Source organism: Sphingomonas sp. LH128 (assembly GCF_000293195.2).
Taxonomy (GTDB): domain Bacteria; phylum Pseudomonadota; class Alphaproteobacteria; order Sphingomonadales; family Sphingomonadaceae; genus Novosphingobium; species Novosphingobium resinovorum_A.
This window is the reverse complement of record NZ_ALVC01000129.1, coordinates 16,401-41,278: the sequence shown is the minus strand read 5'-3', so window position 1 is coordinate 41,278 and position 24,878 is coordinate 16,401. Positions and strand designations below refer to the sequence as shown.

The window sequence follows — 24,878 nt, the reverse complement described above, 5'->3', positions numbered from 1 at the left end:
GCGCGGGCACCCGTGGCGGTGGTGGCGCATGTTGGACCCCAGCGCCACAAGATAGCGATGCTTGCCCATTGACGCCCCCCTCTTCGATCAGATGTGCGGCGCTCAGATATCCTGGGCAACGCGCGTATAAAGCTGCGGCCGCCGATCGCGGAAGAAGCCCATGCCCGCACGATGCGTCGCCGCGCGGTCGAGGTCCAGCGTTGAAACGAGGACGCCGGTTTCCTCGCGCCCGAATTCGGCGATGAAGTCGCCCCATTCGTCGGTGATGAACGAATGGCCGTAGAACGTCTGCGCGCTGCCGCACTCGGTTTCCGCGCCGATGCGGTTGGCGGCGATCACCGGCATGCAGTTGGACACCGAATGCCCCACCATCGCCCGGCGCCACATGCGGCTGGTGTCGAGCGTGGCGTCGTAGGGCTCCGAGCCGATCGCGGTGGGGTAGAACAGCAGTTCCGCGCCCATCAACGCCATGACGCGCGCGCATTCGGGATACCACTGATCCCAGCACACGCCGATGCCGATGCGGGTTCCGAACAGGTCCCAGACCTTGAAACCGTCGTTGCCAGGGCGGAAGTAGTACTTTTCCTCGTAGCCCGGACCGTCAGGGATGTGGCTCTTGCGGTACGTGCCCATGATCTCGCCATCGGCGTCGATCATGGCGAGGGTGTTGTAATAGTGATGCCCGTCACGCTCGAAGAAGCTGGTCGGAATCGCGACCTTCAGCTTCGCCGCCAGCGCCTTCATGGCGATGACCGAGGGATGCTCCAGCGTCGGGCGGGCAAGCGCGAACAGCGCCTCGTCCTCGGTCTTGCAGAAATAGGGGCCGGAGAACAGTTCAGGCGGCAGCACGACCTGCGCGCCCTTCCCGGCCGCTTCCTCCACCAATGCGGAGACGGCGGCGATGTTCTCGGCCTCGTCGGCGGAACCGAGGGCGAGCTGCAGGGCGGCGACAGTCAGCTGACGGGAGGGGATCTGGCGGGTCATGCGGCCCCAGTTATGGACTGGACCGCATGAAGTCCAGAGTTGGCCGTATCAGTCACGCTTGCGAAACAGCAGGGTCATGCGGTCGCTCTCGCCGATGGCCTGGTACTTCGCCTTGTCCCGCTCCTTGAGCGCGTAAGTCGGCGGCAGCGTCCAGACGCCGTCGGGCCAGTTCGCGGTATCCTTGGGGTTGGCGCTGATCTCCGACTTGCCGACGAGGTCGAAGCCGTTCACTTCCATGAAGCGGATCACGTCCGCCTCGCGCAGGTAGCCCTTCGAACCGTCCGTGTAGGAATAAGGCGCGTCGGCCTTGGCGCGGTGCTGCTCGATACCGACGAGGCCGCCGGGCTTGAGCAACCCGCGCATCGCCTTGATCTCGCTGTCGGCGATGTTCCAGTTGAACAGGTTGTGCATCATGCGCGGGATGACGATGACGTCGAAGGTGCCCTTCTCGGCTTCCGGCACGGCGTCGAGGGTATAGGCAGCGAACTTGTCCGCCGACATGCCGGTGAACTTGGCGACATCGGCAGGGTACTGGGCGGCGGCCTTGCGAATGCCGTCCTGCCTGTCCGCCTTGAACGCGCCGCTGGTGGGGTCGAAGTAGAGCCCCACCAGATGCCCCTGCTGGCCGAGGTAAAGGCCGAGGAAGCGCGAGTACCACTCGCCGCCCGGCGCATATTCGCCGACCTTCATCTGCGGGCCGACGCGGAAGAACGACAGCGTCTCGACCGGATGGCGCGCGGCGTCGCGGGCACGGTCGTCCTTGCGCAGCGGGCTGGCGGCGGCGAGTTCGAGCAGCGCCTCGCAGCCCTTGCAGGCTTCGACCGGGGCTTTCTTCTCGGCAGCCTGGACGGAGAGCGGAGCGGCGACGAGGCCGAGAAGCGAGGACAGGGTCAGCAGGGCGCGGCGCATCGGGTTCTCTCCACGTGGATTTGAAGCGGCGCCGAGACTAGCCGACAACAGGCCAATGACAAGCGGACACCGCGTACCTATCTACCTGCCAATCCTTTCGACTTGAGGACATGTGACGAAGATGGAAACGGCAATCGTAGCTGGCGGGTGCTTCTGGTGCACCGAAGCGGTATTCCGCGACGTGGTGGGCGTAAGCACCGTGGAAAGCGGCTATATCGGCGGTGAGGTTGAGAACCCCACCTACAAGGCGGTCTGCTCGGGCACGACCGGGCATGCGGAGGCGATCAGGGTCACGTACGATCCTGCGGTGATCTCCTATGCCGAAATGCTCGACGTGTTCCTCGGCACGCACGATCCGACGCAGCTGAACCGCCAGGGCAACGACATCGGCACGCAGTACCGCTCGGCGATCTTCCCGCTGGACGATGCGCAGGCCGCAGAGGCTCCTGCCGCGATCGCCCGCTGGGACGCGGAGCATTCGGGCGAGAAGGCGGTCACCACGATCGAAGGCCCAGCCCCCTGGTATCCGGCCGAGGATTACCACCAGGAGTACTGGGACGGCGAAGGCCAGCGCAATCCGTACTGCCTCGCAGTGATCCCGCCCAAACTGATGAAGCTGCGCAAGAGCTTCCAGAACAAGGTGAAGGCCTGAACTGAGGCCCGCCCCCGGCCCCTCCCGCAAGCGGGAGGGGAGAATGAAGCGCCGGCCTGCTCCCCTCCCGCTTGCGGGAGGGGTTGGGGGTGGGCCTCTGGCTTGGGGGTGGACCTCACAAATAAACAACCAGACGCTAATTCTTCAAATTTGGTAAATTCGCGAGTAATCGCCCTCCCCTGTTCCACCGAGGGACAGTGCAAAACCCGTGCTTTCCAAAACCCCAAGTAAATATACTGGTCCCGGTCGTCACTCACGCCATTTCGGGACACACGCCGTGGCTTCCATCCGTACCGTTTCGCTTTCGCTGGCCGCCATGGCTGCCGCCCTTTCAGCCACCCCGCTCCTCGCCGATTCCGGCATGATCGCAGGGATAGACGTCCTGAAGACCTGGAACCTCGTGGTGCTGGGCGATCTCACCTCGTCCTCGGAAGTCGAGGGGCGCACGTTCGTCGGCGGCGACCTCAACGGCAATTCGTCGAACTACCAGATCCAGGCCATTCCGGCGTCGAGCACCGGCACCCCCGGCCTCACGGTCGTGGGCGACGTCAACGGCGGCGCGAAGAACCTCAACAACGGTTCGGGCGCGGTCGTCGGCGGCAACGTCAACAGCGGCCTCAACCTCAACGGCGCGGCGCAGACGGTGCTGGTGGGCGGTTCGATCAGCAACACCAACGTCAACAACAACACCGTGACTTCGGGCCTCGCCTCGGGTGATCCGTCGTTCAGCCAGAACCTGACGCAGCAGGCGAGCCTCATCGAGACCTCGATGACCGGCCTCAGCCACGACATGAGCACGCAAACGGCGAACAGCCAGCTGTCGATCAGCGGCAATCGCGGGACTTTCGATGCGCAGCCCGGTGCGAACGGCGTCGCGGTGTTCAACATCTCGGCCGCCGACCTCGACAAGATCGGCGAGATCCAGTTCAACCTCAACGGTGCGGACACTGCCATCGTCAACGTCTCGGGCGGGTCGATCACGCTCAACGACAACTTCCTGGGCGGCACCCAGAACCTCGGCGAGCACGTGGTCTGGAATTTCTACGAAGCCAAGGACCTATCGCTGACCACGGCATGGGGCGGCTCGGTGCTGGCACCCGGGGCTGCCGCGACGACCGGAAACTACATCCAGGGCTCAGCTGTGTTCGGCAGCCTCGTGCAGAACGGCGAGATGCACGTCGGCACCTACACCGGCAACTACACGCCGACCCCGAGCGACCCCGGCACGCCGACCGAGGGATCGTCGTCTTCCTCGTCCTCGGGCGGCACCGAAGTGCCCGAGCCGGGCATGCTGGGCATGCTCGCCGCAGCGGTGGGCGGACTCATGTACTGGCGCCGCCGCCGCGCCAGCGCTGCCTGAGGCCACTACGGGGCGCTACAGTTTTGATCTTGTCTGGATAAAACAGGGGGTCATCCCCGCGAAGGCGGGGACCCATCTGATGCCGAATGAACAGGCACCGTCAGGAGATGGGTTCCCGCCTTCGCGGGAATGACGGCGATCAAACAAGCAGGACCAACATCCAAAAGAAAAAGGCAGGGTTTCCCCTGCCTTTTTCTTTGCCCGGAAGCCGCGCCTCAGTTCAGCGCGGAAACACCCAGGAAGTTCGGCACCGGACCGTTCCAGCTGCCATCGTCGTGCGTTTCGACGGGGTCGCGGCGACGGCTGCGGCGCGGTTCTTCCGCCTTCGGCTCGCGGCGCGGAGCGCGCTCGGCACGGGGCTCCGGACGAGCTTCCCGCTTCGGCTTCTCCTCGCGCACGGGCTTGGCTTCGCGCGCAGGCTTCGCCTCGCGAGCGGGCCTTGCGGCGCGGGCGTGCTTCGCCTCGACGGCCTCGCTCTCGACTTCACCGTCCAGCTGGTAGAGCGGGATCGGACCGCCCGTCAGCTTCTCGACATTGCCGATCGCCTCGGCATCCTCGGGAGCGACGAACGTGAAGGCACGGCCGGTCGCGCCGCCACGACCGGTGCGGCCGATGCGGTGGACATAGTCGTCCGGGTGCCAGGGCGTGTCGAAGTTGAAGACGTGGCTCACGCCCTTCACGTCGAGACCGCGCGCGGCGACGTCGGACGCGCACAGGATGCTGACCTCACCCGCCTTGAAACGCTCCAGCTCCGCGTTGCGCGCGGGCTGGTCCATATCGCCGTGAATCTCGCCGGCGGAGAAGCCGTGCTGCTTCAGGCTCTTCGCCAATTCGCGCACCGTGGTTTTGCGGTTGGCGAAGACGATCGCGGACGTGACGTTGTCCGACCGCAGGATCTGGCGCAGGGCTTCGCGCTTCTTGCGCGCGGGCACCATGACCTTGTGCTGGACGATGTTGAGGTTGGTCGAGGCGGGACGCGCAACTTCGACGTACTTGGGGTTCGTCAGGAAGCGGTCGGCCAGCTTCTTGATCACCGGCGGCATCGTCGCCGAGAACAGCAGCGTCTGGCGGTTGGCCGGCAGCTTCGAGCAGATCGTCTCGATGTCCGGGATGAAGCCCATGTCGAGCATGCGGTCGGCTTCGTCGATGACGAGCAGTTCGCAGCCGGTCAGCATGATCTTGCCGCGCTCAAACAGGTCCATCAGGCGGCCCGGCGTGGCGATCAGCACGTCGACACCGGCGGACAGCGCCTTGAGCTGGTCGCCCATCTGCACGCCGCCGATCAGCAGCGCCATCTTGAGGTCGTGGTTCTTGCCGTACTTCTCGAAGTTCTCGGCCACCTGCGCGGCGAGTTCGCGCGTCGGCTCGAGGATCAGCGAGCGCGGCATCAGCGCGCGGCGGCGACCATGGCCGAGGATGTCGATCATCGGCAGCACGAAGGCAGCGGTCTTGCCGGTGCCGGTCTGGGCGATGCCGATCAGATCCTTCATCATCAGGACCGGGGGGATCGTCTGTGCCTGGATCGGAGTCGGCTCGGTATAGCCCGCAGCCTCCACCGCTTGCAGCAATTCGTCAGACAGGCCGAGATCGGCAAAGCTCATAGGCGTTTGGTTTTTCCGGAAAAATTTCAAGTAAAGCTGCGGAACGAAGCCGGGGCGGGCCAATGCGCCGCCCGCGACACATGCCGCGCGACAGCGGGCCATTTGCGGAAAAAGGCGGGAAAGTCAAGGAAATCCGCTAGGGAGCGCCAGTTCTCCCGATACGGACCGAATGCCCGTTAGCGATCCTGCTCCACCAGTTGCCTTATGCGGGTCAAGGTGCAGCTCATTCCGCTGCGCGACAGCAGCGTGTCGCGATCCACGCAGACCCGCCCGTCCTCGTTACGCTCAATCAGAAAGCCGGAGTAGAAATCGCGCGCACGGCAGGACCGGGCGAGTTCGGCGCTGACCACCCGGCGGTCGCGCATGAACAGCAGCAGCCGGTTGCCGCGATCGGGGCGCACGCTGACGATGCCGGAAGCGGGCAGGCAATTGCCCATCTTGCGCTCGGCGAACTCCACCCCGCCATCGGTCGGCATGCCGAAGAACATGTCTGGCATCGGCACCGACGCGCGCGGCGGCGAGATTCGGATCGTCATGCGCTGCTCGATGCGGACCTGCCAGGCATCCTGCGGCGCGACCTCGGGCAGCAGGCTGATCGCGAACGGCGCATCGGCGGCCAGCACGCCGGCTTCTATCGGGGGCCAGAGCGACACCTCGGCAGGCTCCACGCCCGCATCTTCCGGGCGCGGCACGCCGTCGCCGCCCCCTGCCGCCGGGAGCAGCAGGAGGAACGGATACAGCAGTGCGGAGGCAAAACTCATGTCGTCTTTCGTATCCCCGGAATCGACGCCGCATAGCGATGCCGACATGTCCGCCTTACCGCAAGAGCTTGAACCGACGCTTAACTTGTCCGCCACCGAGCGCCCGAACCGCCTTCGCAATTATCGCGCGTCGGTGATGAAACCCCATGCAGCATGTGCCATATCGCCAGGATGAACGACACCGCACCCGCCGGCTTTCTGAAGGAAGCCGCCGCCCTGCTCGGCCCGCGCGGCCTGACGACCGATCCTGAACTCGTGGCGCCCTGGCTTACCGACTGGCGCGGACGCTTTACCGGCCGGGCCTGCGCCCTCGCCTCTCCTGCCAATGTCGAGGAGGTGTCCGCTCTGGTACGCCTCTGCGCCGAACATGGCGTGCCGATCGTGCCCCAGGGCGGCAATTCCGGCATGTCCGGCGGCGCCACGCCCGACGAGAGCGGCACCGCGCTGCTCCTTTCGCTGCGCCGCATGAACGCGATTCGCGAGATCGACACCGAATCGGGCCGCGCGACATGCGAGGCGGGCGTGATTCTCCAGACGCTCCACGAAAGCGCCGAGGCGCAGGATCTGCGCTTTCCGCTGACGCTGGGCGGCAAGGGCTCGGCGACGGTGGGCGGGCTGATCTCCACCAACGCGGGCGGCTCGCAGGTGCTGCGCCACGGATCGATGCGCGCCTTGGTGCTGGGGCTGGAGGCGGTGCTCGCCGACGGAAAGGTCTTCTCCCAACTCACCCCCCTCAAGAAGGACAACCGGGGCTTCGACCTCAAGCAGTTGCTGATCGGATCGGAAGGCACGCTCGGCATCGTCACCGCCGCGACCCTGCGCCTGCTGCCCGCCGTTGCCGAGCGGGTGGTGATCTGGGCGGGCGTGCCCTCCCTGCCCGCCGCCCGCACGCTGCTGCTTCACTGCGACGCGATGGAGGGCGAGGCGCTCGAAGGCTTCGAGGTCATGCCGCAGGCCAGCATCGACGCCGTCGTCGAACACCTCCCCACCGCGCGCCCCCCGCTGGAGGGGCGCCATGCGTGGCACGTGCTGATCGAAGTCGTCGCCGATCGGGCCCAGGCGGACAGCTTGCGCGACCGCTGCGAGGCGATGATGGCCGAAGCCTTCGAGAAGGATCTTGTCGAAGACGCCGCCCTATCCGCCAGCGAGTCGCAGGCCGAGGCGTTCTGGCTCATCCGCGAGACCGTCCCCCCCGCCGAGCGCGCACGCGGTCCGGCGGTGCAGCACGACATCTCGGTGCCGGTGGAGGCGATGCCCGCCTTCGTGGAGACGACCGCGCCGATGCTGGAAGCCGAGTTCCCCGGCACCGAGGCGATCGCCTTCGGCCACCTCGGCGACGGCAACGTGCACTACCACGTCATAGCCCCGGGAGCTGCCGACGCGCGCGCCTGGAATGCGACCGAAGGCAAGGCGATCAGCCGCAGGGTCCACGATCTCGTGACGCAATGGGGCGGCTCGATCTCGGCCGAGCACGGGATCGGCCAGCTCAAGCGCGACGAACTGGCCCGGCTGGGCGATCCGGTGGCGCTGTCGATGCTGCGCGCGGTCAAGCAGGCGCTCGACCCCCGGGGGCTACTCAACCCCGGCAAGCTCGTCTGACGCGGCAACGAAACCTCCTGCACCGAATCGCCGGATATGGGGAGGTCTCGCGCTTGCGCGGCCGCCCCGCAGCCTCTAAAGCCACGCCCTTCCAAAGACTGACCACCCCTCGCGGAGAGTACCCATGGCCAGCGTGCCTCAGAATCCTGCACTGCCCTTGTTCTACAAGGACCTCATCCCGCTCAACTCGCAGCAGCACGCCAACTGGAAGACCCGTTCGACCGACAAAGCCACCTGGCTGGCCGGCATCAACTCGGTGCCGCTGACGGTCGAGGAATTCCCGCAGGCCCAGCGCAACTTCCCGATCATCTTCACCGCAGGCGAGAACCCGATTCCGCTGGTGCTGATGGGCATGAACGAAGGCACCAACGTGTTCGTCGATGAAGACGGCACGGTGAACACCCCCGTCTACATCCCCGCCTACGTGCGCCGCTATCCCTTCATGCTGGCCAAGCTGCGCCCGGATTCGGATGAACTGTCGCTCTGCGTCGACCCGTCGAGCGACCTCGTCGGCGAGATCGAGGAAGGCGAGCGCCTGTTCGACGACGAAGGCCAGCCGACCGACACCACCACCAACATGCTCAAGTTCTGCGAGAACTTCGAGATCGCGGGCAACAAGACCGCGCAGTTCATGGCCGAACTCGAGAAGCACAAGCTGCTCATGGACGGCGAACTGAACATCGACGTGGGCGCGGCCCAGCCCTTCAACTACCGCGGCTTCCAGATGGTCGACGAGAACAAGCTGCGCGAAGTGCGCGGCGACGTCCTGCGCCAGTGGAATCAGAACGGCCTGCTCGGCCTGATCTACGCGCACCTGTTCTCGCTGGAACTTGTCCGCGACATCTTCGGCCGCCAGGCATCGCAGGGCAAGGTGCCGAACTTCACGCCGCCCGCCGCACCGGTCGCGGACGGCGTCGCGGATGACGTGAACGCCTGATTCACCTTCGTGGAGCGGGCGTTATGACACTTTTGTCACAGTCCCGCTCCATTCGATTAGCGTTACGGATAGTTCGCTGGACATTTCTTATGCGTCCTGCTTCACGAATCGCTTGAATGTCGGATCGGGTCGGCCTATGTAGGTCTTGCCCGGCCGGCGCTACCCTCATGGCCCGTTCGGGTTGGTGCACATTGTGCACCTCCTCCCTGAACCTTGGCCACCTCGTGCATCGCACGAGGTGGTTTTTTAATGCCCTCAGGGAATTACTCGCTGACTGAAGCGTGATCGACTTCAGCGGTATCATCGTCATTCCCGCGAAGGTGGCGATGACGAAGGGTGTTTCAGTCAAACGAAATCACGCTCTACTCCGCCGCCAGCGACCAGTCCTGCGCGCCCGCGTCACGCCCAAGTTCCGCAACGACACTGCCCAGACGGCGCACCAGCCCCGCCAGATCCTCGATCATCCCCCCCATCTGCTCGGACGGTTCGACCAGCGCCGAATCGAGATAGCGGCTGCGATCCACCTCGATCTGCAGCGCGTGAATGCCGCCGCGCGGATCGCCATGCCGTTCCAGCACATAACCACCGGCGTAAGGACGATTGTGCGCCGCCTCGCGCCCGACCTGGGCGAAATGGGCGAAGGCGGAAGCGACGACGCTGCCATGGCTGCTCGCCCCGAAGCGGTCGCCGATCACGACTTGCGCGCTGGCGACGCCGGGCCGCGACGGCAGCGGCGGCATCGAGTGCAGATCGATCAGCAAAGCCGCACCCCACCGCTCGCGCAGCGTCGACAGCGCCTTGGCGATCGCTGCGTGGTAGGGTTCGTGCACTCCGGCGAGCCGCTCGGCAAGATCGGCCGCTCCCAGCCGCCGCCGCCACAGATCGCCCTGCACGGGGAGGCGCCGGGGAATGAGGCCCAGCCCACCCCGAACACGCCGACTTGCCGTGGGAACACCCTCCGATGGCCGAGCCTCGCGCTGGAACATCTCCCAGTCGATGTCGTCCGGCGCACGGTTGAGGTCGATCATCGCGCGCGGTGCGTTGGCCACGATCAGGCTCGCGCCCGTGGCCTCGGCAATGCCGCGCGCCATGAGGTCGACATAACGGTCCTCGAGCTTGAGCGCCGCCGTCGGACCATGGCGAAAATCGGCGAGAAGTGCCCGGGGATAATGACGCCCGCCATGCGGCGCCGCGATCAGGACCGGGATCGCGGAAGGGTTGACCTCGGCGAGAAAGAACGCCGGAACACCGGGAGCGCCGGGAATTCGGCCGCCGCCCGTACCCTGGCCCACACCTTGCCACCCGGCTTGCGAATCGTTCTCACCCAATGCCCCGCTCATCCCTTCAAGCTGTGCGTTTCATACCGTCCTGTCAAAGCGTCCCGATACCGGTCACCTCCGAATAGGGACAAGAAATATAAACGCTTACCCTGTATGCCTACGGACAGACGCACGGCGAAGCCGATGCCAGAACACAACGCACAAGACTGGACACCTGCGATGATCCGCATCCTCCTCGCCGAAGACGACGACGCAATGCGCACCTACCTGGCCCGCGCGCTGCAGAACGCGGGCTACAGCGTGGTCGCGGTCGATCGCGGGACCGAGGCGATCCCCCATCTGAAGAACGACGATTTCGACCTGTTGCTGTCGGATATCGTCATGCCCGAAATGGACGGGATCGAGCTTGCGCAAAGGTGCGCCGAGATTTCGCCCTCGACCAAGGTGATGTTCATCACCGGATTCGCCGCCGTGACCCTGCGTGCCAGCCGCGAGGCGCCCCAGGCCAAGGTGCTCTCGAAGCCCTTCCACCTGCGCGATATCGTGATGGAAGTGCAGCGCGTCTTCGGCCTTGCCGAGCACGCCACGCTCTGAGCGAAATTTTTTCTCACAAGGCCCTTGCCAGCTAAAAGAAGCGCAGCTAGAGGGCCAGTCCTCCGGCGGGGACACTCACCGGAGCGCTCTAATGGAGACCTACGGTTCGCCGCAGGAAACCATGAATGGAATGGGCGTATAGCTCAGTGGTAGAGCACTATGTTGACATCGTAGGGGTCGCAAGTTCAATCCTTGCTACGCCCACCATTCCAGAAACCCCGCCGGTCTTGCGACCAGGCGGGGTTTTTCTTTATCCGCGAATCTTCAGGCCGTAGCGAGAGCGCCCTGCCCTTCCGGAGACGGCACGCCCGGCCAAGCCGTCGTCGTCTCGAAGAAGCGCGAGACGTCGTGCAGCGCCCCATCGACCACCATCAGTTCCGCCGGAGGCGCATGGCCGATGAAGTGGATGGGGCTGGCCGTCAGGCCATAGGCACCGCTGTTGTGGACCGCGATCACGTCGCCTTCGCTCAGCGTCGGCAGCACCACCCCGCCCGCCAGCCGGTCGATCGAGGTGCACAGCGGCCCGGTCACGTCGTAGGTGCCCGTCTCCGCTCCGCCGCCGACACGGTGCATCTTGTAGTTGCGGCGAATCACCATGCCGAAATGCCCGGAGGCAGGCAGGTGGTTGTTCATGCCGCCGTCGCAGATCGCGATGGACACGCCCCGCGACTGCTTGAGCGAAACCACCCGTACGAGGAAATAGCCCGCCTCGGCCACGAGATAGCGGCCCAGTTCCAGCTTCAGCCGGGTACGGGCGAAGCGCGGGTCCGCGCGGAAGCTCGCAATGTCGGGCAGGATCGCGGAGGCTACTGCCTCAAGTGGCAGCGGCGTGTCTCCCTCGTGGTATGGCACGCCCAGCCCCGAGCCGAGGACGAGACTGTCCGGCGTGATGTCCACCGCCTCGCACAAGTCGGTGAAAATCGAGAGGAAGCCCCGGTAGTTCTCGACGATGGCGTCGGGCTTCAGGCACTGGGTGCCGGAATAGATGTGCAGCCCGGCAAGGCGCAGGCCTGGCATTGCGACGATCTGCTCCAGCGCCTCGCGGGCATCGGGCAGGTCAATGCCGAAGGGGCTGGGGCGCCCGGCCATCTGGTCGCCGAACCCGCGCGGGACGGAATCGGGCGCGATCCGCAGCAGCACCGGCTGGACACGGCCTGCGGCGCGGGCAACCTCGTCCGCGATCCCAGCTTCGCGCAAGGATTCGAGCACCAGCAGGCCGACCCCGCCGAGGACTGCCTCGCGAATCTCGAATTCGCGCTTGCCGGGGCCGGTGAAGCTCACGAGTGCCGGGTCCCACCCGGCCTGCAGCGCCAGCCGGAATTCGCCGATGGACGAGACGTCCAGCAGGTCGACCCGCCCGACCATCCATTTCAGCAGTGCCGGGTTGGGGTTGCACTTGACCGCGAAGCTGAGCGCCAACTGGTCGTCGAAGGCATGGCGGAGCGCGGCGATCCTCTCGGCGATGGCCTCGGTGAAGTACACAAAGGACGGGGTGCCGAACTGCTCGGCCGCCGCCGCCAGCCAGGTGTCGCGATCCGCCGCGTTCATACCCGTTCGCCGGCGAAGCGGGTGATGCGCGCGGGCGTGTCGAAGTTCTCCAGCGTCACCTCGTCGGCGCGAATCTCGATCCCGGCCTCCTGCTCGACGAAGGCAATGAGGGAGATCATCGCGATCGAATCGAGCATACCGGACGAGAACAGGCAGGTGTCGGGATCGACGACCCCGTCGTAGCCGGAGATCGCCTGAAGGTTCTGGATGATCCTGTCGGTGGTGAGGGCCATGTGCATTACTCCTAGATCGAAAGTTGCGGACGTTCGGCGCCCGGGGTGCTCAGGCGTACCACCTCCGGCCGGGCCAGTTTGCCGCTGGCGGTACGCGGCATCGGCGCGTTCCAGACATGGATCGCGCGCGGCACCATGTAGGCAGGCATCACCTTGCGGCAGTAGGCCAGCAGCCCCTCGCGCGTGGCGCCGGGGGCGAGCGTGGCGGCGACCTGGACGCTCTGGCCGAGCAGGTCGTCGGCGACACCGAAGACGACCACGTCGGCGGCCATGCCGCTGCGGTGGACGATGTCCTCGACCTCGTCGGGGCTGATGCGGAAGCCGCTGCTCTTGATCAGGGCATCGCGGCGCGAGACGAACCACAAGTCGCCGTCCTCGTCGATGCGCACGATGTCGCCGCTGTAGACCACCGGCTCCTCGCCGATCAGCGCGGCGAGTTCGGGACAGGGCCTGATCTTCTCGGCGGTGGCGTCCGGGCGGTTCCAGTAGCCCTGGCTGACGAAGGCGCCGCGGTGGACGAGTTCGCCCTGCTCTCCCGGTCCGGCGATGCCGATACCTTCACGGATGACGTAGACTTCGTTCTCCGGCACCGCGCGGCCGATCGCGCCCATCTTGGCGGCGAACTTCTCGGGAGGCAGGTAGGTGGAGCGGAACGCCTCCGTGAGACCGTACATGAGATAGATGCGCGTATCCGGCAGCAGCGCAGGCATCCGCTCGAGGATGTTCAGCGGGATCTTGCCGCCCGAATTGGTGACGAGCCGCAGCGAAGGCAGCACCTCGCCCGAGGCGTCGAGCAGGCGGATGAACTGGATCCAGAGCGGAGGCACCGCCGCGAAGCCGGTCACTCGCTGCTCCCGGATGACGCGCACGATCTCGGTCGCCATCGCGACGGGCTGGTGGACCACCGTGCCGCCGACGAGCATCATGGTAGTGAGCTGGTTGAACCCGTAGTCGAAGCTGTAGGGCAGCACGCTGAGCAGCCTGTCATCGCCGCGCAGTTCGAGATAAGCGGTGACCGAACGCGCGCCGCTGACGATGTTCGCGTGCGTGAGCATCACCCCCTTGGGCCGCCCGGTCGAGCCGGACGTGTAGATGATCGCCGCAAGGTCGCCGTCATCGCGCGAGATCGGCACTTCGGGCTCGGCTGCGGGCAGATCGTCCCAGAGTTGCATGCCTGCGGCGGGCGCCCCGCCCGCGACCAGCACCGCCAGCGCATGGCCTCCGGGCAGCGCGGCCGCCGCTCCGCCTTCGAGGATCGCCCCGCGCGCGCCGCTGTCCTCGATGACGTAGTGGAGTTGCTCGCCGGTCCAGACGGTGTTGACGTTGACGAAAACGCAGCCGATCCGGCTCACCGCCAGCATCGCCGCCACCTCGCGCATGCCCTTGCGAACCTGCACGACCACGCGGTCGCCGGGCTGCAGATCGCTCGCCGCGAGGAAGGCGCAGACGCGGCCCACTTCGGCGGCGACCTCGGCGTAAGTCCAGCTGCGGTCGGGATCGACGAGGAACGTCTTGGCCGCGTGTTCGGGCAGGTTGTGCGCGAACAGATCGAAGACGGTGCGGACGGCGCGGCTCACAGGAGCGGCCCCAGGCGAGGATAAATCCGGGCAGGCGAGCCAACGCAGACCGAGTCCGAAGGCACGTCGGTCGACACAGCCGTGTTGGCGCCGATGCGCACCCGGTCGCCGATGCGGATGTTGCCCAGCACCGTCGAATTCGTACCGATGAAGACGTCGTCGCCGATCGTCGGCACGCCCCGCTTCATGTTGGTGCCGATGGTGACGTTGTGCATCACCCCCAGCCGGTCGCCGATGACCGCCTCGGGGTGGATCGAGAGCGACCCCTCGTTGTTGACGATATGGAATGCGTCGCCGATCGTGACCTGCGGCGGAATCCAGATCTTGGTGATGTTGGCCACGAACAGGTTCATGAAGCCATAGACCTTCGAAGCCAGCTTGCGGCCCAAAGCGCTGCGCCGCTGCAGCCCCCATCGGCCGAAGCGATAAACGCACAGCGAGATGAACGCCCCGTTGGTGACCGAACTGCCGTGCCGCCGATAATCCTCGCGCATCGTCTGCCAGGCCGAGGGACGCCGCGCGCGCTCGCCGTGCGCGACGGTGTCAGGCAAGATCGAGCGTTCTATCGATTTCGTCGGTATCCGCGTAAAAAACATCGTCGCCTCCCGTACCCACTACCACCGAATAGTCCTGACCCTGCCGGTCGGTCAGCAACTTGAGCGCCACCACCGCTCGCGAAGGAGGCTGGATCACCAGCGCCCGTGCCTTGGCCGGCATCATCACCAGCCCATGAACAAGATGACTTCCCTCGACCCCCGCGACGACCTGTGCGCCCGCGCAGGCATCGACGATCTCCTCCAGCGTCGCGTTCGAAGGGTCGAGCACGCGAAAGCCGTGCCGCGCCGCCAGATGCTCCGCGACCTGCCGCTCGTTGCCGAGCACCCGCCGGTCGCCGGTCGTGCCGCGCAGGAGGAAGACCCCGCGATGCCCGCTCCGATCGTGACCGACGAGCCGCCGCCGCAGATCGTCCGCCCGGCGCCGCTTGTGATCGTTGTGCGGCACGTCGTCGAACACCACGAGTTCGTCGAACAGCACCGCCCCTGCCCGCGTCGCCGCCATGCCGAGCCTGCGCTCGTAATCGGGCTGGTGCCCCTTCGCGGGCAACGTCGCCATCGGCACGCCTGCGCCTTCGGCCAAGCGGTAGGTCAGGCAGTCGTCGCTCAGCCAGTTACCGAACCACCGATTGCCGACCCAGCTTTCGTAGAAGGCCGATCGCCCTGCCACGCGCCGCACCATGCCCAGCGGCCGGCGACCCGCGCGCGGCCTCAGGTGGCGCGTCGCCGCACCGGCGTAGAGCACGCCGTCCAGCACCAGCGCCTTGCGGAAGGCGTAACCCATCGTCGGGTTCTGCGGCACGTCGAAGCCGCCGCGAAAGTCGCGGACAACCTCGGCCACCGTGGCGAATTCGGCCCCCCGGATGCGCTCGATCTGGTTGGAGAGCATCAGCGCCGGCTTCACGTAGACCGCGCCGCCCGGTGCGACCTCCCACCGATCGCTGGCGCGCACCACGATGTCGTCGGGCTTGCGGCCGAAGAGGCGCGACAATCCCTGCAGGGTCGGGCGAATGGAGGGGCGCATGATCACCGACCTTCCGGCTTCAACGGCAACCCATGCGCAATTCGCGGATCATAGCATTGAAACGGCGTGCATCGATCACTGTCGGGTCCTGTTCAATATTTGCGATATTCTCCCGCAAATACTTCCACACGACCCGCCCTCTGCGTATCCGAGGCGACCGGAACGGAGTATCCCTTAGGCGAAGGCCCTAGTAGAATTGCCCAGCCGCCGACGATGAGACCGGCGCACCGCGCTTATCGGCCTTTCCAGACCGGTGTGCGCTTCTCCGCGAAGGCACGCGCGCCCTCCCTCGCGTCCTCGGACGTGAAGACATGCTCCACATAAGGCGTCTGGTGTTCGTTGATCCGATCAATCGGCCACAGCCATGAATCGCGCACGATCCCCTTGGATGCCGCCAGCGCAAGCGGACCGTTCGCCGCGATCGCCCGCGCCAGTTCACGCGCGACCTCGATCGCCGGGCCATCGGTAACGCGGTTGATGAGGCCCAGTTCGAGCGCCCTCTCGGCTCCGATCGGCTCGCCGGTCAGTGCCAGTTCCATCGCCAGGGCGCGGGGCAACAGGCGCGGGAGTTGCACCAGACCGCCTCCCGCCGCGACCAGCCCACGCTTGACCTCAGGAATGCCGAAGCGTGCATTTTTGTTCGCGACGATGAGATCGCATGCAAGTGCCAGTTCGAAGCCGCCTGCCAGCGCCGGCCCATCGACCGCCGCGATGATCGGCTTGCCGGGGGTCCACGTGCAGATGCCGCCGAAGCCGCCGCGCTCATCCACCGGCAGTTCGCCGTTCAGGAAACCCTTGAGGTCCATGCCTGCGCAGAAGCTGCCACCCGCGCCCGTCAGGATCGCGCAGCGCAGGTGATCCGCCGATTCGAGCCGGTCCATCGCCGCCGCGATTCCCGCCGCCGCCACCTTTGTCATCGCATTGCGCTGCTCGGGCCGGTTGATGGTGACCTCCAGCACGCCATCGCACTCGGCCAGCAACACTTCCTCGCTCATCCTGCCCTCCTCTCCTGCACTTAGTGACAGGCACGGGGACGAACCCGGCCTGCAAAGCCGCTGTCGGTGCTGTCACACCCCAGTCTCGGCCTTGCCATGGGGCGCAGCCGTGCCTAGAGACTGCCGCAATTCTCACCCTAGGGGAGTCCCTTTAGAATGGCAAAGATCAAGGTTGTGAACCCCGTCGTCGAAATGGACGGCGATGAAATGACCCGCATCATCTGGCAGTGGATCCGCGAGCGTCTGATCCTCCCCTACCTCGACATCGACCTCAAGTACTACGACCTCTCGGTCGAGAAGCGCGACGAGACCGGTGACCAGATCACCATCGACGCCGCCAACGCGACCAAGGAATTCGGCGTCGCCGTCAAGTGCGCCACCATCACCCCCGACGAAGCCCGCGTCGAGGAATTCAGCCTCAAGAAGATGTGGAAGTCGCCCAACGGCACCATCCGCAACATCCTCGGCGGCGTTGTCTTCCGCGAGCCCATCGTGATCTCGAACGTGCCCCGCCTGGTTCCGGGCTGGACCGACCCGATCGTCGTCGGCCGTCACGCTTTCGGCGACCAGTACAAGGCCACCGACACCCTGATCCCCGGCGCCGGCAAGCTGCGCCTGGTGTGGGACGGCGAGAACGGCGACAAGATCGACCTCGACGTGTTCGACTTCCCGGCTCCGGGCGTCGCCATGGCGATGTACAACCTCGACGAATCGATCCGCGACTTCGCGCGCGCCTCGTTCAACTACGGCCTCAACCTCGGCTGGCCGGTCTACCTGTCGACCAAGAACACGATCCTCAAGGCTTATGACGGCCGCTTCAAGGATCTGTTCCAGGAAGTGTTCGACAAGGAAGGCTTCGCCGAGAAGTTCGCCGCCGCCGGCATCATCTACGAGCACCGCCTGATCGACGACATGGTCGCCTCGGCGCTCAAGTGGTCGGGCAAGTTCGTCTGGGCATGCAAGAACTACGACGGCGACGTCCAGTCGGACACCGTCGCGCAGGGCTTCGGCTCGCTGGGCCTGATGACCTCGGTTCTGCTCTCGCCCGACGGCAAGACCGTCGAGGCCGAAGCCGCGCACGGCACCGTGACCCGTCACTACCGCCAGCACCAGCAGGGCAAGGCGACCTCGACGAACCCGATCGCGTCGATCTTCGCCTGGACCCGCGGCCTTGCCTATCGCGGCAAGTTCGACGGTACGCCAGACGTCGTGAAGTTCGCCGAGACCGTCGAGCGCATCTGCATCGAGACCGTCGAAAGCGGCAAGATGACCAAGGATCTCGCGCTGCTGATCGGTCCGGACCAGAGCTGGATGACCACCGAGCAGTTCTTCGAGGCGATCGTCGAGAACCTCGAAACCGAAATGGCCACCTGGGCCTGATCCTTCGGTCGGTTGAATGAAAAAGGCCCGCCCCCTCAGACGAGGGGGCGGGCTTTTTCTTTTGTTTCTCCCCGAGACACGCGCGGGGAGAAATCGTTCAGCGCTACTCCACCGCCCAGGGCTCCTCGCCCTCCAACTTGGTGCGGTGCATCATGCGCCCGCACGTCGGGTCGTAAGCCTCCGCGCGGTGCATGGTGCCGGTGTTGTCCCAGATCACGAGATCGCCCACCGACCATTCGTGGCTATAGGTGAACTCCGGCCCCGTCGCCCATTCGCGCAGGCCATGGATGATCCGCGCGCTCTCCAGGTGGTCGACGCCCTGCACGTGATGGCAGGTACAGCCCAGCACCAGCGACTTGCGCCCCGAGGCATGCTTCCACACCAGCGGCAGCACCTTCTCGCCGATGCCCTGCATGATCTTGAGCTTCGTGAGGCTCGGCTCCGGCTCGTAGTAGAACAGCGAGGCCCAGGGTCCATGGAGCACGCGCAAGTCGTCGTAGTACGCCTTGTCCTCGTCCGACAGCGCTTCGTAGGCGGCATAAGTATTCGAGAACCCGGTGTTGCCCGTGCCCTTCGGGCTCGGCACCTTGCACGACAGCAGCGAGGCGAGGATCGGCACTTCGTTGCGGGTGCCGTCGATGTGCCAGTAGAGCGAGCCCTTGAGATACTCGGCGCTGGCCGGATTTTCTTTCACGTCGAGCGTGATCTTGCTCGGGCCACCGTCCGGACCCTCGGGCGCATATTCGCCGAGCGTCTTGGTGAAGGCGATCTGCTCCGCGTCGTCGAAGCCCACTTGCGGGAATACCAGAATACCGCGCGCTTCCAGTTCCTCGCGAAGCTGCGCGGCGAGTTCGCCGGAAAGCAGTTCTTCCTTCGAGTTGAGGATGCGGCTGCCGATCTGAGGCTTGATATGCTCAGTCTTCAACTGAGTCGTCGTGGTGGCGACCGTCATGGTCATGTCTCCCAAGGATGCCGTATGAGAACGCTGTTATCACGTTCTTCGTCCCGCATCCGGGAGAATCAAGCAGGCTTGCGTGCACCGCGCCAAGCGCAGGGCCAATCAGCGCCCGCGCGTTATGTGTCCGGCCCGTATCCAGACGGGTGTATCAGGCCGCCAGCTTGTCCAGCCAGCCTTCGACGATGCGGATCGCTTCGGCATGGCCGGTCTTCACGCCAAGCCCCTGCTCCATCACCACCGCGCGGCCGATGCCCGCAAGGACCACGCTGAACCCGGCGGCATCGAAACCGTCGAGCCGGTCCAGCCTGTCACCAAGCATGTGCTTGAGAATCTCGACCTGCCGGGCGCGCATCTCCTCACTGTGCTGCGCCATGTATTCGCGCACGGCCGGACGGTGGTTTGCGAGCGCCATGAATTCCAGCGCCATCGCCACCCGGCTGGTGTCGATGAAGAAACCCCACAGCGCCCGCAGCGGATCATCGGAGGCCAGCGCTTCCTCGATCATGCGGTCGCTCTGCGCGGCGCCCTGGCGCGAAACTTCGACCAGCAGATCGTCGGTGGTCGGGAAATAGTAATGCACCAGCGAGGGCTTGAGCCCCGCCCGCGCAGCCACGCGCCGCGTGCTGACGGAGGCGTAGCCTTCGTCGCGGATCAACTGATTGGTAGCCTCGACGATAAGCGCCCGTGTCGCTGACGTTTCGGCTCCGACCCTGCGCGCTGCGCCTGCCATGAAATTCCCCTTTCGTGCCCGCCTAAGGGTGCAGCGCAGCAAGATCAACCTGTCAGGGGCAGATTGACTTTTGTTCTTATTTTGTTCACATGTCTTGCATGGAAACGATCAAGGGCAGAGGAGCGGTCAGCGGCGCAGCAAGCACGCGCTTCAACCTGTCTGCGCGCGAAGCGGACGGCGACTGGCTCGATGCGATGGAGACGGTGGATGGCCCGTCCCGCAATCCCGCCACGACGGTGACGGAAGAACACCCGCGCTCGATCCTCTCGTTCAACAAGTCGCCCGACGTTCCGTTCGACCGGTCGGTGAACGCCTACCGGGGCTGCGAACATGGCTGTATCTACTGCTTCGCCCGCCCCACACACGCTTTCCATGACTTGTCGCCCGGCCTCGATTTCGAAACGAAGCTGTTCGCCAAACCCATAGCCGCGAAGCTGCTGCGTGAGACGCTGGCAAAGCCTGGCTACAATCCCGCACCGATCGCAATGGGCACCAATACCGACCCATACCAGCCGATCGAGACGCGCTATCGCATCACGCGAGAGGTTCTGGAACTCTGCCTAGACGTGGGCCATCCGGTGACGATCACCACCAAGTCCGACCGCGTGCTGCGCGACCTCGACCTTCTTGAGAAACTGGCCAGACGCAATCTCATCCACGTCGGTATATCGGTGACCAGCCTCGACCCGGTGCTGTCGCAGAAACTGGAACCCCGCGCCGCCTCTCCTGCCAAGCGCATGGCCGCGCTGGGGCGACTGGCCGAAGCCGGGGTTCCGGCCCATGTCTCGATCGCGCCGGTCATTCCCTCGATCACCGACAGCTTCATGGAAAGCATTCTCGAGGACGCCGCCGAGCGGGGCATTCGCTCGGCCTCATGGATCGTGATCCGCCTGCCGCACGAAGTCGCGCCGCTGTTCCGTGAATGGCTCGAGGCGCATTTCCCGGAGCGTGCGGGCAAGGTTATGGCGACAATCCGCTCGATCCGGGGCGGGCGGGACAATGATCCGAATTTCGTAACCCGCATGAAGCCGCAAGGCGTCTGGGCCGACCTGTTTCGTCGCCGGTTCCGCGTCGCGGCCTCCCGGCTGGGTATGAACACCCCGCACGTCGCGCTCGACTGCACGCAGTTTCGCCGCCCCTCGCTGGACGGGCAACTCTCGCTGCTTTGACAGGCCGATCCGCCCTTGGCCCGCGTTTCAGGCAACTTCGCTGAAAACCGCGCGTTGCTCCTGCCAGAAAGCCTCAAGGGACAGGAGTTCATAATGGCAGAAGAAACCGTCGCCACCGAACAGCCGACGACTGCGGCACCGGGTCACACCACCATCATCCGCGAAACCCGGACCACGGGCGGCGGCACCGGCATCGTCATGGCCCTTGTGCTGCTCGTCGCCATCATCGGCGGCATCTACCTGTTCAGCCAGAACAGCGAGACCGCCAAGGACAACGCGATCGCAGAAGCCGCCAACGATGTGGGCAATGCCGCCACCAAGGTCGGCGATGCCGCTCAGGATGCGGTCAAGACCGACAAGTGACCTCGGCGAAGGCAGCCCCGCGCCGGGGGCTGCCGCCATGTCACGCCGCCATCGCCACCCGCTCCGGCCCGCGCTTGGCGGTCAGCGAAACGTTGGTGATCCCTTCCACGCTCTGAAGGTGCTCGGCAAATTCACCGTCGAGCGCGAAGTCGCGGCCAAGCCGGACTTTTTGCGTCCGCCCGTCGCCGAGGTGCAGCGTCGCGATCACTTCACCCGCACCGCGCTCCCCGGGACGCATCAGCAGAGCCAGTTCCTGCACCGCCTCGACCCGATCGATGTCGAGCTTGAGGACCATGCGCGCATCGGCCTTCACTTCGTTCAGCGGCTTGCCACCCCGCACGGTAATGCGCGGAGGTTCGTCCGGGCTCGGCGAGTCCAGTTCGACGTTGAGCAGGATGCAGGCGCCTTCCTTGGCCCACTTCACGAAGTTCTCGACCAGGCTCTCCTCGAAACACGAAGCCGAAAAGTTGCCTGACGAATCCGAGAAATCGGCCATCACGAAGTCCTTGCCCTTGCGGGTCTTTCGCTTCTGGACGTTCTCGACCATCGCCGCCATCACCGCGCCGGTGCGGCCACCGCCGCCTCCGCCTGCCATGAGACTAGAGTAGGTCCGAGCACCGTTTGCCGATGCTACCGCGCGATACGCTTCCACCGGATGCGCGGCGAAGTAGAAACCGAAGGTCTCGCGCTCCTTGGCCATCTGGTCGGCACGGTCCCACTTGTCCGCTTCGACGAGGCGCAGGCCCTGCTCGACGTGATCCTCGCCGCCAAAGAGGCCACCCTGGGTCGAGTTGCGCTCGCGCGAGGAACGATCCGCTTCGGCCAGCAAGGTATCGGCGTTGGCCAGAACCTTAGCACGATTGGGCTCCAGCGCATCGAAAGCCCCCGCAGCGGCAAGGCTTTCGAGCTGACGGCGGTTCATCGACCCTGCAGGCGCCCGGCGGAAGACATCGTCGAGATCGACGAACGGCCCGTTCGCCTCGCGCTCGGCGACGATCGCATCCATCGCCTTTTCGCCCACGTTGCGGATGCCCGCCAGCGCATAGCGCACGGCGTGGCTTTCCGCCGTTTCCTCGACGATGAACTCGGCTTCGGACTTGTTGATGTCAGGCGCGGCGAGTTCGATGCCGTTACGGCGTGCGTCATCGACGAAGATCGCCAGCTTTTCCGATTGGTGCATGTCGAAGCACATCGCGGCGGCATAGAATTCGTGCGGGTAATGCGCCTTGAACCATGCGGTGTGGTAGGCCAACAGTGCATAGGCGGCGGCGTGCGACTTGTTGAAGCCGTAGCCCGCGAACTTGTCGATCAAGTCGAACAGTTCGTTGGCCTTGGCCGCCTCGATCCCCGAGACTTCCTTGCAGCCGTCGACGAAGCGCTGGCGCTGCTTGTCCATCTCGGCCTGGACCTTCTTGCCCATCGCGCGGCGCAGAAGGTCGGCGTCACCCAGCGAGTAGCCTGCCAGGATCTGCGCGGCCTGCATGACCTGCTCCTGATAGACGAAGATGCCGTAAGTCTCGCCGAGGATGCCCGCCAGCTTGTCGTGCGGATACTCGATCGGCGCGAGGCCGTTCTTGCGCTGGCCGAACAGCGGGATGTTATCCATCGGACCCGGACGATAAAGCGAGACGAGCGCGATGATGTCGCCGAAGTTGGTCGGCTTCACTGCTGCCAGAGTGCGGCGCATGCCTTCCGATTCCAGCTGGAACACGCCCACGGTGTCGCCGCGCTTGAGCAGTTCGTAGACGCCCGGATCGTCCCACGCGAGGGTCGAGAGATTGATGGTGATCCCGCGCCGCTCAAGCAGATCGCAGGCCTTGCGCAGCACCGACAGCGTCTTGAGGCCAAGGAAGTCGAACTTCACCAGGCCGGTGTCCTCGACATATTTCATGTCGAACTGGGTCACCGGCATGTCGGAGCGCGGATCACGGTAAAGCGGCACCAGCTGCGCCAGCGGACGGTCGCCGATCACGACGCCCGCCGCGTGAGTCGAGGAGTTGCGCGGCAGGCCTTCCAGCTGCACCGCCAGATCGACCAGACGGCGCACTTCGCGGTCGTTGTCGTACTCGCGCTTGAACTCCGCGACCGGCGGGTCCTTGGTCACACCGTGCGCCTTGCGGCCCTGAATCGTCTCGGTCAGCGTCCAGGGGTCGGTCGGATGGTTCGGGACCATCTTGCACAGCGAATCGACGCGGCCATACCCCATCTGCAGGATACGGCCGCAGTCGCGCAGCACCGCGCGGGCCTTCATCTTACCGAAGGTAATGATCTGCGCGACGTGGTCATGCCCGTACTTCTTCTGGACGTAGCGGATCACTTCGCCGCGCCGCGTTTCGCAGAAGTCGATGTCGAAGTCGGGCATCGAGACGCGTTCCGGGTTGAGGAAGCGTTCGAACAGCAGGCCCAGTTTCAGCGGGTCGAGGCCGGTGATGGTCAGCGCCCAGGCGACCAGCGAGCCCGCGCCCGAACCGCGCCCCGGCCCCACCGGAATACCGTTGTCGCCCGCCCACTTGATGAAGTCGGCGACGATCAGGAAGTAGCCGGGGAAGCCCATGCCGACGATGATATTGACCTCGAAATCGAGGCGCTCGGCATATTCCAGGAAGTCCTCGGTGACGCCCTTCTCGCGCAGGATTTCATAGGCAGCGCGGCGTTCGTCACCGGTGAGGGCCATTGCCTCGTCCAGTTCCTGCTCGGTCACCTCGGGCCAGTAGGGCGCCAGACGGGCGGCAAGGCCACGGCGCGAATCGTCGGCGAGCATGCGCGCCTCGCCTTCGCGGTCACCGGCAAGGCTGGGCAATAGCGGCTTGCGGCGCGGCGGCACGTAGGCGCAGCGCTGCGCGACGACGAGGGTGTTCGCCAGCGCCTCGGGCAGATCGGCGAACAGCTCCGCCATCTCGGCGGCGGGCTTCACCCAGCGCTCGGACGAGGAGCGCGGGCGATCGGCGGCGTCCACTTGCGTCGAGTTGGCGATGCACAGCAACGCGTCGTGCGCGGCGTGGAAGCTGCGGTCGGAGAACTGCGCCGGGTTGGTGCCGACGAGCGGGATGTCGCGGGTGTAGGCGAGCGCGATCAGGTCTTCCTCGCTCTCGTCCTCCTCGGGCTCGCCGGTGCGGGTGATCTCGATGTAAAGACGGTCCCCGAACAGGGATTGCAGCGTGTCGCAGTAGCTCTCCGCCTGTTCGTGACGGCCCGCCGCGAAAAGGCGCGCCAGCGCGCCCTCATTGCCGCCGGTCAGGCAGATCAGTCCGTCGGTATGGCCGCGCAGCGATTCCAGCTCGACGTGCGGGTCCAGTTCCAGCGGGCGCCCAAGGTGGGCACGGCTGACGTGATCGCACAAGTTGAGCCAGCCCGCCTCGTTCTGCGCGAACAGGGCAAGCCAGTCGATCGCGCGCTCCTGTCCCTGCTTGGCGGCACCCGGACGGGCAACCGCGAGGAAAGTGCCGACGATCGGCTGCACACCCGCGCCCTTCGCCGCCCCTGCGAAGATCGGCGCGGCATAGAGCCCGTTACGGTCGCATAGCCCCGCGGCGGGGAACTTGCGCTCCTTGGCCAGCTTGGCGATCGCCTTCGGGTCGATCGCGCCGTCCAGCATGGTGAAGCTGGAGAAGATGCGGAGCGGTACGAAGGGAGCATGCGGCATCCGGCAAATCTATGCACTGCCCCCCGG

General features: G+C 65.5%; 22 protein-coding genes and 1 tRNA gene. 9 read left to right on the top strand and 14 right to left on the bottom strand.

All coding sequences use genetic code 11. The features are described 5' to 3' along the window. Positions 1–102: 102 nt before the first annotated feature. Positions 103–984: an N-carbamoylputrescine amidase gene (gene aguB / locus LH128_RS11300; RefSeq protein ID WP_008829758.1), complete on the bottom strand. Its 882-nt coding sequence runs from the start codon at positions 982–984 to the stop codon at positions 103–105. 48 nt (positions 985–1,032) lie between these two features. Further along, entirely contained in the window at positions 1,033–1,893 is an 861-nt protein-coding gene (locus LH128_RS11295) for a class I SAM-dependent methyltransferase (protein ID WP_008829757.1), read from the bottom strand. Positions 1,894–2,014: 121 nt separating this feature from the next. Here LH128_RS11295 and msrA point away from each other — a divergent pair, with 121 nt between their 5' ends. Both msrA and LH128_RS11285 read left to right on the top strand, forming a co-directional pair. Next, positions 2,015–2,545, top strand: a complete 531-nt coding sequence (gene msrA / locus LH128_RS11290) for a peptide-methionine (S)-S-oxide reductase MsrA (RefSeq protein ID WP_008829756.1) — start codon at positions 2,015–2,017, stop codon at positions 2,543–2,545. Positions 2,546–2,822: 277 nt separating this feature from the next. Beyond that, positions 2,823–3,905 carry a choice-of-anchor A family protein gene (locus tag LH128_RS11285; protein ID WP_008829755.1) on the top strand — a complete coding sequence of 361 codons (1,083 nt, stop codon included), beginning with the start codon at positions 2,823–2,825 and terminating at the stop codon, positions 3,903–3,905. Positions 3,906–4,120: 215 nt separating this feature from the next. Here the strand turns inward: LH128_RS11285 and LH128_RS11280 are convergent, their stop codons facing one another. Together LH128_RS11280 and LH128_RS11275 are read right to left on the bottom strand one after the other, a co-directional pair. Next, a complete protein-coding gene (locus LH128_RS11280; RefSeq protein WP_008829754.1) occupies positions 4,121–5,506 on the bottom strand; it encodes a DEAD/DEAH box helicase in 1,386 nt (461 codons plus the stop codon). Between the two features lie 176 nt (positions 5,507–5,682). Further along, positions 5,683–6,267 (bottom strand): hypothetical protein, encoded by a 585-nt coding sequence (locus LH128_RS11275; RefSeq protein WP_036523835.1) that lies wholly within the window; start codon positions 6,265–6,267, stop codon positions 5,683–5,685. A 171-nt stretch (positions 6,268–6,438) separates the two neighbouring features. On the opposite strand from LH128_RS11275, the gene LH128_RS11270 reads away from it, so the two are divergent. Then, positions 6,439–7,866, top strand: coding sequence for an FAD-binding oxidoreductase (locus LH128_RS11270; RefSeq protein WP_036523833.1), 1,428 nt, complete (start codon positions 6,439–6,441; stop codon positions 7,864–7,866). Between the two features lie 124 nt (positions 7,867–7,990). Beyond that, positions 7,991–8,803 carry a SapC family protein gene (locus LH128_RS11265; RefSeq protein ID WP_008829751.1) on the top strand — a complete coding sequence of 271 codons (813 nt, stop codon included), beginning with the start codon at positions 7,991–7,993 and terminating at the stop codon, positions 8,801–8,803. A 362-nt stretch (positions 8,804–9,165) separates the two neighbouring features. Here the strand turns inward: LH128_RS11265 and LH128_RS11260 are convergent, their stop codons facing one another. Further along, on the bottom strand, positions 9,166–10,143 hold the full coding sequence (locus LH128_RS11260; protein WP_036523831.1) for an N-formylglutamate amidohydrolase: 978 nt from the start codon (positions 10,141–10,143) through the stop codon (positions 9,166–9,168). A 159-nt stretch (positions 10,144–10,302) separates the two neighbouring features. Here LH128_RS11260 and cpdR point away from each other — a divergent pair, with 159 nt between their 5' ends. Beyond that, positions 10,303–10,677, top strand: a complete 375-nt coding sequence (cpdR, locus tag LH128_RS11255) for a cell cycle two-component system response regulator CpdR (protein ID WP_008829749.1) — start codon at positions 10,303–10,305, stop codon at positions 10,675–10,677. Positions 10,678–10,809: 132 nt separating this feature from the next. Next, positions 10,810–10,884 (top strand) — tRNA-Val (locus LH128_RS11250). A gap of 57 nt (positions 10,885–10,941) precedes the next feature. Here the strand turns inward: LH128_RS11250 and LH128_RS11245 are convergent. The 6 genes from LH128_RS11245 to LH128_RS11220 all read right to left on the bottom strand — a co-directional run bounded on the left by LH128_RS11245 (position 10,942) and on the right by LH128_RS11220 (position 16,608). Next, on the bottom strand, positions 10,942–12,225 hold the full coding sequence (locus LH128_RS11245) for a decarboxylase (RefSeq protein WP_008829748.1): 1,284 nt from the start codon (positions 12,223–12,225) through the stop codon (positions 10,942–10,944). Continuing rightward, positions 12,222–12,458 carry an acyl carrier protein gene (locus tag LH128_RS11240; RefSeq protein WP_008829747.1) on the bottom strand — a complete coding sequence of 79 codons (237 nt, stop codon included), beginning with the start codon at positions 12,456–12,458 and terminating at the stop codon, positions 12,222–12,224. The genes LH128_RS11245 and LH128_RS11240 overlap by 4 nt, the downstream gene beginning before the upstream one ends. 11 nt (positions 12,459–12,469) lie before the next feature. Further along, entirely contained in the window at positions 12,470–14,035 is a 1,566-nt protein-coding gene (locus LH128_RS11235) for an AMP-binding protein (protein WP_008829746.1), read from the bottom strand. Continuing rightward, positions 14,032–14,586, bottom strand: a complete 555-nt coding sequence (locus LH128_RS11230) for a serine O-acetyltransferase (RefSeq protein WP_008829745.1) — start codon at positions 14,584–14,586, stop codon at positions 14,032–14,034. Before LH128_RS11230 ends, LH128_RS11235 begins: the two co-directional genes overlap by 4 nt. Further along, positions 14,579–15,613: a glycosyltransferase family 61 protein gene (locus LH128_RS11225; protein ID WP_036524074.1), complete on the bottom strand. Its 1,035-nt coding sequence runs from the start codon at positions 15,611–15,613 to the stop codon at positions 14,579–14,581. Before LH128_RS11225 ends, LH128_RS11230 begins: the two co-directional genes overlap by 8 nt. 233 nt (positions 15,614–15,846) lie before the next feature. Further along, positions 15,847–16,608, bottom strand: a complete 762-nt coding sequence (locus LH128_RS11220) for a crotonase/enoyl-CoA hydratase family protein (protein WP_008829743.1) — start codon at positions 16,606–16,608, stop codon at positions 15,847–15,849. Between the two features lie 156 nt (positions 16,609–16,764). On the opposite strand from LH128_RS11220, the gene LH128_RS11215 reads away from it, so the two are divergent. Beyond that, complete coding sequence (locus LH128_RS11215) at positions 16,765–17,988, top strand: NADP-dependent isocitrate dehydrogenase (RefSeq protein WP_008829742.1); 1,224 nt, start codon at positions 16,765–16,767, stop codon at positions 17,986–17,988. Positions 17,989–18,091: 103 nt separating this feature from the next. Here the strand turns inward: LH128_RS11215 and LH128_RS11210 are convergent, their stop codons facing one another. Both LH128_RS11210 and LH128_RS11205 read right to left on the bottom strand, forming a co-directional pair. Further along, entirely contained in the window at positions 18,092–18,940 is an 849-nt protein-coding gene (locus LH128_RS11210; protein ID WP_036524068.1) for a TauD/TfdA dioxygenase family protein, read from the bottom strand. Between the two features lie 154 nt (positions 18,941–19,094). Further along, complete coding sequence (locus tag LH128_RS11205; protein WP_008829740.1) at positions 19,095–19,676, bottom strand: TetR/AcrR family transcriptional regulator; 582 nt, start codon at positions 19,674–19,676, stop codon at positions 19,095–19,097. 98 nt (positions 19,677–19,774) lie between these two features. On the opposite strand from LH128_RS11205, the gene LH128_RS11200 reads away from it, so the two are divergent. Beyond that, positions 19,775–20,845 (top strand): PA0069 family radical SAM protein, encoded by a 1,071-nt coding sequence (locus LH128_RS11200; RefSeq protein WP_008829739.1) that lies wholly within the window; start codon positions 19,775–19,777, stop codon positions 20,843–20,845. A 93-nt stretch (positions 20,846–20,938) separates the two neighbouring features. Then, positions 20,939–21,208, top strand: coding sequence for a hypothetical protein (locus LH128_RS11195; protein ID WP_008829738.1), 270 nt, complete (start codon positions 20,939–20,941; stop codon positions 21,206–21,208). A gap of 40 nt (positions 21,209–21,248) precedes the next feature. Here LH128_RS11195 and dnaE read toward each other — a convergent pair whose 3' ends face one another. After that, the gene (dnaE, locus tag LH128_RS11190) at positions 21,249–24,851 is read right to left on the bottom strand and encodes a DNA polymerase III subunit alpha (protein ID WP_008829737.1); all 3,603 of its coding nucleotides are present in this window, start codon (positions 24,849–24,851) and stop codon (positions 21,249–21,251) included. Positions 24,852–24,878: the final 27 nt, after the last annotated feature.